The sequence below is a fragment of the Moorena sp. SIO3I6 genome (assembly GCF_010672095.1).
In genome coordinates, this window is the sequence record NZ_JAAHHU010000186.1 from 1 (window position 1) to 10208 (window position 10208).

Consider the following 10208-nt stretch of genomic DNA (forward strand, 5'->3'; position numbering starts at 1 on the left):
CCTTAAGTGAATTACAACAACAGCAATATCAACGAATGATAGAACTCTCCACTCTGGCTCGTCAGCGATATCTGGACTCCGGAGGAGATCCAAACCGAGCCTCAGGGAGTCTACACAATGAAAATTATATGACTGCGGAAGAACAGCAGGAATTCTTGATATTAGCTAGGGCACTTTCTGGGATTTATACGAATAATGGTTATGTTTACTGTCAAGGGCGCTCTTGGAAATTACCGGAAGTGTTGAATAAGGACTAGGGGAGAGTGTGGGTAAAACCTACCCCTGCTCCCTTCTTCATTTAATACCACAAATTTCCCTTAATTCTTCTTCGTCTTTATGAGTGACTAGGTAATCATGGAGCCAGTTACAACTTTTTGCCACTAAATCATCTAGATCGAAATTCCATAAAATCACCGTGTTGTCACTACTAGCAGAAGCAATAGTCTTGCCATCTGGGCTAAAGGCCACGCTATTGACAGGTGCGCTATGTCCAGTGAGGGTGTGCAGTAGTTTTCCTTCCAGATTCCACAGTTTCACCATGTTGTCATTACTAGCAGAAGCGATAGTTTGGCCATCTGGGCTCAAGGTGACGTTAGTGACATCTGCGCTATGTCCAGTGAGGGTGTCCAGGGGTTTGCCTTCAAGATTCCACAGTTTCACGGTGTTGTCCCCACTACCAGAAGCGATAGTCTGGCCATCATCGCTAAAGGCTACACTAAGGACAGCTCCGCTATGTCCAGTGAGGGTGTGCAGTTCTTTGCCTTGGAGATTCCACAGTTTCACCGTGTTGTCATAACTAGCAGAAGCGATAGTTTGGCCATCATAGCTAAAGGCCACGCTATAGACAAGTGCCCTATGTCCAGTGAGGGTGTGCAGTTCTTTGCCTTGGAGATTCCACAGTTTCACGGTGTTGTCAAAACTAGCAGAAACGATAGTTTGGCCATCATAGCTAAAGGCTACGCTCCTGACCCAATCGCTATGTCCAGTTAGGGTTTCCAGTACTTTGCCTTCGAGATTCCACAGTTTCACCGTCTTGTCCTTACTAGCAGTAGCGATAGTTTGGCCATCATAGCTAAAGGCCACGCTAGAGACCCAATGGCTATGTCCAGTGAGGGTTTCCAGTACTTTGCCTTCGAGATTCCATAGTTTCACCGTCTTGTCATTACTAGCAGTAGCGATAGTTTGGCCATCTCGGCTAAAGGCCACGCTGATGACAGCTGCCCTATGGCCTTTGAGGGTTTGCAGGGGTTTGCCTTGTAGATTCCACAGTTTCACCGTTTTGTCACTACTAGCAGTAGCGATAGTCTGGCCGTCTGGGCTAAAGGCCACGCTCCATACAGGTGCGCTATGGCCTTTGAGGGTGTGCAGGGGTTTGCCTTGCAGATTCCAAAGTTTCACGGTGTTGTCAAAACTAGCCGAAGCGATAGTCTGGGCATCTGGGCTAAAGGCGACGCTAGTGACCCAATCGCGTCCGTCCAGGCTATTAAATTCTTTCACTCCATATAGAGATTGCTGCAACTTAGCAATCACTTTAATTCTAGTATCACCTTTTACCCAATTCGCCTTTTTGAGTTTTCCTCCTGCCTTTAAACTCTCTTTTAGAGCATCAAAGGGTTGCTTTGAAACAAAAAGAGTTTCTGAAAGTTGACTCAGGACTTTAATTTCACTTTCTAAAGACTGCAACCAAAAAGCTGTTGAAATAACTGCCGCCAATACCCACCCACCAGTAAACGCTCCCGCCACTAACCGGCGGTTACGGGTGATTTGCTTGTGCTTTTGACTGCTTACCTGAATATATTCCTCGGCCAGCCCATTCAACATCCCCAACTCGCCATACTCGTTTAAATACTCCTGGGCTTCTACTAATCTCGCTCCTTGCAACAGTAAACCAACATCATCACGCTTCTTTCCCTTCTGCTGCCATTCAAGGGCTGCCGCTTCCAGCTTGCGTTCCACCACCATTGCCTCTGTGTAAGTTTGCTTCCACTCCACCAACTTTCCCCAGTGGCCAATCAAGGCTTCATGAACCACATCCAAAACCACATCCTCAGAATTTTCCTGATTACTTCTAGTAATCAAGCGGTTGTCTGAACTGGCTAACTTCTGGCTAACAGCATCGAGCAGTTCTAAACTGTGGTGAGAATTGACCAACTCCCCCAGGCGTACTCGTCTACGGGTATCGAGAGTCTCTCCCACTTGAGTTAATTCCAAGAACAAACGCCTAGCTACATTTTGTGCTTCCGGTGAGAGACTATCAAATACCTGATTTGCTCTCTTTTCGAGAGTTCCCTCAATTCCCCCTAACTGTTGATAAGTCTCTAAGTATAAAAACTTCTGCTGCCTTGACTGTTTCCATAATTCCGTCAGAGTATATTGGAGGAGGGGCAGGCTGCCTGGATAATCTTCCACATCGTTAATCAGTTGCTGTTTTAATCTGCCCTCAATTCCCAATCCTACTAATTCCGCCGGTTTAGCGATCGCTTCTTCAATTTCCTGACGGTTCAAGTGTTCAACATTGATTAATGGTCTATTAATCTTCTCTACTAATTTAGGATACTCTTGCAGCCACCCCCGAAAGTCAGAGCGCATGGCAATTAACACAATTAGATTGTCTTTCTTCTCGATTAATTCAATTAAATCGTTAAAAAATTCCTGGCGTTGCTCAGGTTGACTCATGGTGAAGCACTCTTCAAACTGGTCAATAATTATGACCACCGGAGTAACACTAGAATTCTCTGACTGCTTCTGCTCGCCCTCCCCATTTTCCAGCACCTCCTGTAACCTTTGCTTTGGTGCTTCACCAGGAGTAAAAGGTTCCAGATAATACCAGCGATCGCTTCCAACAATTACCTGCCCTAACTTCAGTTGATACAATAATCCAGCCCTAACTAAGGAAGACTTGCCACTACCGGAAGCCCCTAAAACTAACAGCAGACGGTCTTTTGTTTTAACTCGTTCAATTAACTGCTGGGTCAACTTAGAGCGACCGTGAAACACCAGAGCATCCTCTGGTTTAGCGGTAAAATAAGACAGAGACCGGTAGGGGCACTTATCCTGAAAGCTCAGTTTCGGAAACAGGGTAGTCAGTAGAATGGCTTGTTCAGAGTTAGCGATTAAAGGACGTTGGGAAGTCATTGACATCCGCTGCTCAATAAACTCTGCCAAATTATGACTATTCACAATACCATCCGGGTGATTTTCCGGATTCAACCCTGCCAGTAACGCCTTGGTAAATACTCCTTGTTCATGGCTAATCTCTACTCCCGGTTCATAGGAACGAGTAGCAGTAATCAAGCAGTAAATTTTCTTTGTTGGAATAAAGTTTAGTAACTCGCCACTGTAGCAACAATCTAACCAAATCACTACCTTTTTCACTGAGCTAGTTGCGATTTGCTCACCCAACTCCCGCAGAGGATAGCCATAAATTCCCACATCAGGAAAGGCATCACTAGTGACTAAGAAAACTTCCTCAATACCATCCACCTCTTGTCTACAGCCATGGCCTGAAAAGAAGAATAGGGCGGTTTCTGGGGGTTGGTTGGGAGGTGGAGGATTAAACAGATTAGCGACTGCTGACCTTAATTCCTCTAATTTGACTATTCCTCTGTTCGGTACTCCTCCTGCTCCTTTTTGGGTCAACCCAAGGGGTAAGTCCTGAATCCGAAACGGTTCATAGCCATACTGCTCTAATCGTTGAGCGACATTTTCCCCATCTTTAGCAGCAACGGTCAGGTCGTTAAAGTTAGTGTATTCTGGATAACGGTTAATCCCAACGATTAGGGCTTCCCATTCCGGTGTCATTGGAGCGAGGTTGTTGATTTTTATTAGGGTAACATACTATCGCAATTTTCAGCACTAGGCTGATCCTTCGTGTATAAAGATAGTGATTGAAGTAGTGGCAGTGGCTGATGAATACCAACAACACCTTATTAGCTTTTTTACTTGCTCTGACTGATTTAGAAATACCCTTGAGTCAAGGTGAGACTAAGAGCATCAAAGAAATTGGCGATCAACTCGATGCCCAACCTCTGGCCTGGGAGAGGTATACCAAACCCAAGTTACTAGAGATGATTGCAGCTAATCCTGAGTTAAATCAACGTTACCAAATTTACTCTACCCAACTTATTAACACTAGGGTCGATATTCCCCTAGAGTATCTACCAACAGAAGCGGAAATCCAGCAATTCGATACCACTAGTAGTGTCTGGGTCATCAAAGGATATAAACCTAAGTCATCACCTACAGGCTATGACCAACACATTAATAATATTGTGATTGTCGTTAGTCGTTCAGAACAGCCAGAAGCAGCTGTGAAACAATTACCCTTGGAAAAACTGAAACAGTTTTTAGGGACTTCTAAAAAGTAAAGTACCCAATTTGGAAGATGGGGAGATGGGGAGATGGGGAGATGGGGAGATGGGGAGATGGGGAGATGGGGAGATGGGGAGATGGGGAGATGGGGAGATGGGGAGATGGGGAGATCGGGGAATAAAATTGAATGTAGCTCGTAAGTAGGATCAACGCTATACTCAGAAATTGGCGTTGCGTCAGTCTTCGAATGAATACAGAGTAGAGTGGGCATCCTGCCCGCCCGAAAATAACCATGAAACTGGCAAGATGCCAGTTCCACGCCTGATGCATTAACTGGCAAGATGCCAGTTCCACGCCTGATGCCCATTCCACAGGATTTTTAGCCTGTTCCCTGTTACCTGTTCCCTGCTCCCTACTCCCTACTCCCTACTCCCTGCTTCCTAAAATAATAATTTGTACCTCACCCAATTGAAAAGAGTGCTATAGTGAGCGATCTAATCTTTCCAACTCTGGATTTATTTTTATATGATTTACGAGATGCTCTCAACCTCACTGAAGCTGAGAAGCAAGAAAAGCAAGCTAAGTTCCGAGCTAAACTCCCAGCCGATAGTAAATTTTCCGATCCTGATCTAGAAACCAAATATTTAGAACTACTCCCTAGGCAAAAGTACTATGATTTTACCACAGCCAACAATACCCTAGAAGGGTACTACTACCCTGTCCGCTTAAATGATACCTATGGTTTGCAAATTGATTGTTCCATTAACAATCAAACTGACCCCCAAACCCCTGACTGTTTTGCCAGACTCCGAGCCGAAATTGAATGGAGATTACAAGGTGAAAGGGCAACCCTAGGACAAACCTGGATGCTTTCTGGATGGTTAGCGAAAACGTCGAGCAAAAGCTACGAATACATTGCTCAATCTTGTTATCAGGTTTTCCAGACAGCGGCGAATTGGTCACAAGATTTACATGGAGTATCAACACCCGAAAGTTCGACCAAACAGGAAAAAGACATTGCAAAATCTGGTGATAAGGTTTTCGATAAAGGGGCGAATTGGTCACAAGATTTACATGGAAAAGGCAGGTTATTTGGTGGTGAAGTTTTTGAGCTGTGGCGATATCAACCCCTGAATCAGGCCAACTGCCATGTAATCATTATGATCTTTCCTGACCAAGCAAGTATGGAAAAGGCAGCGGAGTTGTATACGGATTGGATGGGTCTGTTTAGTTATAGAAACAAAATTTTATGGGCTTACAGCCAAAGTCGCTTAATCAAAAATTCATTGGTCAATTTTTATAAGCAGGCTGAAGAAAATCAGAGACTTATCAGTGACCAAAACTCTTCTGGCTTTAGGGAGCAAACCATAGCCGCAAAACTGGATGATATTCAAAAGTCTTTGGATAATTATACCCTAGATTTGCCTAAACTAAATTTTCAAAACCAAATTATCGAGATTAATTTATTCAATTATCAAACCCGTTTAGAAATCATCAACCAAAAATGCCAAGAATTAGGGGCCGATAATAATCTGAAGTTTTTAGAAACGTTTAGTAAAGAAGTAAAGCAAAATTACCTATTGCAGGTTACTAAAGACTATGATACTATGGCGCTAGGCTTACGGCTACTAGAAACCAGGATAAATGCCATCCGTAGTCAAATTGAGCTGGAAAAAGCAGAACGCGATCGCACTTTTCAAAATATAGTAACGGTAGTTGGTGCGGGCACAGCGGTTACAGCTTTAGTGGATTTTGAAGCGAAGCAGTGTAAGGCTGTATCCAAGATTATAAAACCCTTGGAGAACAGTTGTAAAAACCCTTTAATCAATAGTGTGATAGTACCTGTTGGGCTCATCCTGATCTTTGGAGTAATTGCTTTGTGTCTCAAAAAAATCTTATCTGCTAGTAGGTAGGGGTGAACTGAGCTGTTGCACGATTGAAATTAATCCTATGGTGGGCAGTGCTTACCGTTCCCAGATCCGTAGAGTGGGCATCCTGCCCGCCCGAAAATAAGCATGAAACTGGCAAGATGCCAGTTCCACGCAAGATGCCCATTCCACGGCAAGATGCCCATTCCACGGCAAGATGCCCATTCCACGGCAAGATGCCCGTTCCACCAAGATGCCCATTCCACAGGTGCGACCCGTGGCGAATTTAATAATTAGATGCGGAAAGCGCACCTAAAAACTCTTAAAATCATTCCATTATTAAGCAACGCCCCCGACTCCCGACTCCCGACTCCCGACTCCCGACTCCCGACAACTGCCACGAAGTCTAATCAACTGCTCCCAACGCTTTCAGGGACTTAATAGTTGCTTTTGTTAAACCAGTAACACCAGCTATATTCATCCCCTCATAGGGTCTAGGCACTCTCAGGGTTTTGATACATTGACCCGTCTCAATATCCCAAAACTTAATTGTGCCATCGTTGCTGCTACTGGCCAGCATTAAACCATCTCGACTGAAAGCAACAGACCATACCAAATTAGTATGTCCATGGAGAGTTTTTAAACATTCACCTGTCTGAACATCCCAGAGCTTACAGGTTTTATCATAACTACCACTGACGATCAGTTTACCATTAGGGTTGAACGCCACTGAGCGTAAGCGATGGGTGTGTCCACGCAAAGTGTTGAGACACTCACCAGTGCCAACATCCCAGAGCCTGACCGTGTGGTCTTCACAGCCACTAGCGAGAATTCTGCCATCTCCACTAAAGACAACGGACTTGATGATATTCCGGTGTCCCTGCAAAGTACTCAAACAGTCACCGGTGCCAACATCCCAGAGTTTAACGGTTTGGTCTTCACAGCCACTAGCAACAATTGTGCCATCTGGACTGAAAGCTACTGACCAGACCAAACTCCTGTGTCCTAATAAGGTCTGGAAACACTCACCGGTGCTAATATCCCAGAGTCTTACTTTATCGTCATTATGACCACTGGCTAAGATTTCTCCATTGGGACTAAAGGCGACTGAAAGTACCCACTTGGGTCCGTGGAAGGTGTTGAGGCATTCACCAGTGCTAATATCCCAGAGTCTGAGGGTTTGGTCTTTAGAGCCACTAACTAAGATTGTACCATCTCGACTAAAGGCAACAGAAAATATCAAATTGGTATGTCCTCGTAAGGTATCGAGGCATTCACCGGTACCAACATCCCAAAGTCTGACGGTTTGGTCTTCACTGCCACTGGCGAGGGTTGTGCCATCTGGACTGAAAGCAATAGACCATACGCCATTGGTATATCCTCGAAACGTGTTGAGGCATTGACCAGTGTTAATATTCCATAGCCTTACAGTTTGGTCATCACAACCACTTGCTAAGGTTACGCCATCTGGACTGAAAGCAATAGACCATACGCCATTGGTATGTCCGTACAACTTATTAACACATTCACCGGTGCTAAGATTCCATAGCCTTACGGTTTTGTCATCACTACTACTGGCGAGAGTGGTTCCATCTCTACTAAACCCGATTGACCATATGCTTTTTGTATGTCCCCGCAGAATCTTAACGCATTCACCGGTACTAAGATTCCATAGCCTTACGGTTTTGTCATCACTACTACTGGCGAGAGTAGTTCCATCGGGGCTGAAAGCCAGTGACCTGACCTGCTGAGAGTGTCCTTCTAAGGTGCTGAGGCATTCACCTGTATCAGAGTCCCAGAGTTTGATAGTTTTATCTTCACTGCCACTAGCGAGAATGGCACCATCGGGACTACAAGCTACGGCTCTTACGGTCTGGGAGTGCTCTGACAAGATGTTCAAGCATTCACCGGTACTAACATCCCAGATTCTAACGGTTTTATCGCCACTGCCAGTAGCAACAATTGTGCCATCTCCACTGAAAGCAACTGACCATATTCTACTCCTATGTCCTCGCAAGGTGTGGAGGCATTGACTCGTAGCAATATCCCAGAGCCTGACGGTTTGATCTTCAGAGCTACTAGCCAAAATCTGAGTATCTTCACTGTTACCATCATCTAGCCTAGTAAAGGCCAATGACCATACCCAACTGGTGTGTCCCTTTAAGGTTAAACGGTATTGACTATCAGCAATTTGCCACAGATGAATCTTGCCCATGGTATCACCTGCAGCCAAAAGCTGGCTATCGGGGCTAAATGCTACTGACAAAATACTACCAAAGGGTTGAGTAAAAACTGATTTAGCGATGGTAGCATTAGCGAAGTTTACATCTAGCAACTCTACCCCCTGAAGGTAAGCTTGCAAAATAGTGAGATTAGAAAAATCATAACCCCTTAAATCAGTTTTAAGTTGGCAGAGCAGATTAAGGATATTACCGGCTACATAGCCTACCTTTGGCACCAAGTCTTCTCTTATCTTTGAAAGACTACAATTTAGGGTTTCTTCCAGACGACCTTGACTAGTCAAACTAGCGATTAGCCGATCGATTACTGGTTTGAGGAGCAGAAGGGATTGAGCTTCCCGAAGGTACTGTTTTGCCAAAGCCTTCAGCAAACAATGAGAATTAAACAGAGCTATTTTATCTGTGAGTATTTCCTGACTAACCTGCTCAATGACTTTTTCAGTCATGTACTCGATCAGGACAGGTTGCAGGGTAAAGCCTGCTGAACTTTTTTCCAAAGGTAAACGTCTTTGCAGGGATTGCAGTGTTACTGGTAACTGTTGTTTAGCGACTGGTGAGAGGATATCCTCTCGGAGTTGGGCAAGGGAAACTGCTTCCCGATTAATTGCCAACCAGTACAGAATTTCCTGTTCTTGGTCTGACAAGTGCTCAAAGTGCCAGGTTAACACTTCACGAAAGTCATCGAAGACTAGTTTACCTTCTGCTAAAAAGTCGCCAATATTACCCAAAAAAACTTCATCAATATGCTTGGCAACAATTTCTAGAGATAAAGGATTACCGTTGTAAAATTGAATCAGTTTTTGCCATTGCTGATCTGAACCAGAGAAGGAGGCAATGGAATTAAATATTTTCTTGCCATTTACAACATCAAAACCGCTTAATTCCAGGCAACGAACCGGTCGTGTTTTGCCTTCAAGTCTGGCAATGGCGTGGGGCTTCTCTCGGCTGGTGATCAACAAGCAGCTTTGATGGGAGACTTCTCCAATTTGTCGGAACAGTTGCTCATACTGCTCATATCCCTCTCGATATTGCCCAGGCTTCTCACCACCTTGTAGAATTGACTCCACATTATCCAGGATTAGCAAACAGCGATGCTCACGCAAATAGTGAAGTAGTAGTGATAGTTGAGCATCTAGGGTGTCTGGTAAATCTGTTTCTACCTGGTTGGAGAGAAATTTGATCAGCTCTTCAAGAATTTTGATAATGGGAGGAGCATTCAGTAGCGTACGCCAAATTACGTACTCAAAGTCATCCTGAATGCCATGGGCTAGCTTGAGGGACTGATCAGTTTTGCCAATTCCCCCCTTACCTAGCTTCAGGGAGAGTCCAGTTTTACCAATTCCACCCATTCCTAGAATTGCCACAACTCGGCAACGATCATTGAGAATCCATTCCACTAAGGTAGCTAATTCTTCGGTACGTCCAAAAAAAACTGGCACATCCGGCGCTGCTGACCAATCTACTCGATTTGGGGGGATTTTAGCGGTTGTCTTCTGGATTGAGGACTTAGGGAGGCTGTTCTCAATTACATATTCCCAGTTAAGTCCTAAAACTTGGCAAAATACCTGGAAAACTTGGGCATTAATCGGTTTTCCTTGCAAGAAGCGTTTCCAAGTAGCTAGGGAGACACCAGGAGCATAGATTTCTTGCAACCCATACTCCGAGGATGCCCAGTCGATATCTGGATTTAAGATCTTACTCGCCTCGACCAGCCATCTGTGATCCTCTATCGTCCATCCCTTTCGGTTTCGATACTGTTTAATTGTTAGTCTTCCCTGTCGAGATGCTT

Annotated in this window: 8 protein-coding genes; 5 read left to right on the plus strand and 3 right to left on the minus strand. The window is 44.6% G+C overall.

Annotation, left to right across the window (positions count from 1 at the left end; all coding sequences use genetic code 11):
• The coding region (locus F6K49_RS30300; RefSeq protein WP_293102565.1) for a hypothetical protein at window positions 1-257 on the plus strand (257 nt) is incomplete at its 5' end.
• A gap of 37 nt (window positions 258-294) precedes the next feature.
• Here F6K49_RS30300 and F6K49_RS30305 read toward each other — a convergent pair.
• Complete coding sequence (locus F6K49_RS30305; protein ID WP_293102568.1) at window positions 295-3801, minus strand: caspase family protein; 3507 nt, start codon at window positions 3799-3801, stop codon at window positions 295-297.
• A 107-nt stretch (window positions 3802-3908) separates the two neighbouring features.
• On the opposite strand from F6K49_RS30305, the gene F6K49_RS30310 reads away from it, so the two are divergent.
• From F6K49_RS30310 to F6K49_RS30320, 3 genes are all read left to right on the plus strand, one after another.
• The gene (locus F6K49_RS30310) at window positions 3909-4367 is read left to right on the plus strand and encodes a hypothetical protein (RefSeq protein WP_293102571.1); all 459 of its coding nucleotides are present in this window, start codon (window positions 3909-3911) and stop codon (window positions 4365-4367) included.
• Between the two features lie 25 nt (window positions 4368-4392).
• The gene (locus tag F6K49_RS30315; protein ID WP_293102574.1) at window positions 4393-4515 is read left to right on the plus strand and encodes a hypothetical protein; all 123 of its coding nucleotides are present in this window, start codon (window positions 4393-4395) and stop codon (window positions 4513-4515) included.
• A gap of 281 nt (window positions 4516-4796) precedes the next feature.
• Window positions 4797-6224, plus strand: a complete 1428-nt coding sequence (locus F6K49_RS30320) for a hypothetical protein (protein WP_293102577.1) — start codon at window positions 4797-4799, stop codon at window positions 6222-6224.
• Between the two features lie 51 nt (window positions 6225-6275).
• On the opposite strand, the gene F6K49_RS30325 is transcribed toward F6K49_RS30320, so the two are convergent.
• Entirely contained in the window at window positions 6276-6491 is a 216-nt protein-coding gene (locus F6K49_RS30325) for a hypothetical protein (RefSeq protein ID WP_293102580.1), read from the minus strand.
• Here F6K49_RS30325 and F6K49_RS30330 point away from each other — a divergent pair.
• A complete protein-coding gene (locus F6K49_RS30330; protein WP_293102583.1) occupies window positions 6477-6620 on the plus strand; it encodes a hypothetical protein in 144 nt (47 codons plus the stop codon). The genes F6K49_RS30325 and F6K49_RS30330 overlap by 15 nt on opposite strands.
• Here F6K49_RS30330 and F6K49_RS30335 read toward each other — a convergent pair.
• On the minus strand, window positions 6586-10208 hold a 3623-nt coding region (locus F6K49_RS30335; RefSeq protein WP_293102586.1), incomplete at its 5' end, for an NB-ARC domain-containing protein. The two genes, F6K49_RS30330 and F6K49_RS30335, sit on opposite strands and share 35 nt — an antisense overlap.

Coding starts and splice junctions, on each gene's coding strand:
- F6K49_RS30305 (WP_293102568.1), bottom strand. CDS start 3,801: ATGACACCGGAATGGGAAGCCCTAATCGTTGGGATTAACCGTTATCCA.
- F6K49_RS30310 (WP_293102571.1), top strand. CDS start 3,909: ATGAATACCAACAACACCTTATTAGCTTTTTTACTTGCTCTGACTGAT.
- F6K49_RS30315 (WP_293102574.1), top strand. CDS start 4,393: ATGGGGAGATGGGGAGATGGGGAGATGGGGAGATGGGGAGATGGGGAG.
- F6K49_RS30330 (WP_293102583.1), top strand. CDS start 6,477: ATGCGGAAAGCGCACCTAAAAACTCTTAAAATCATTCCATTATTAAGC.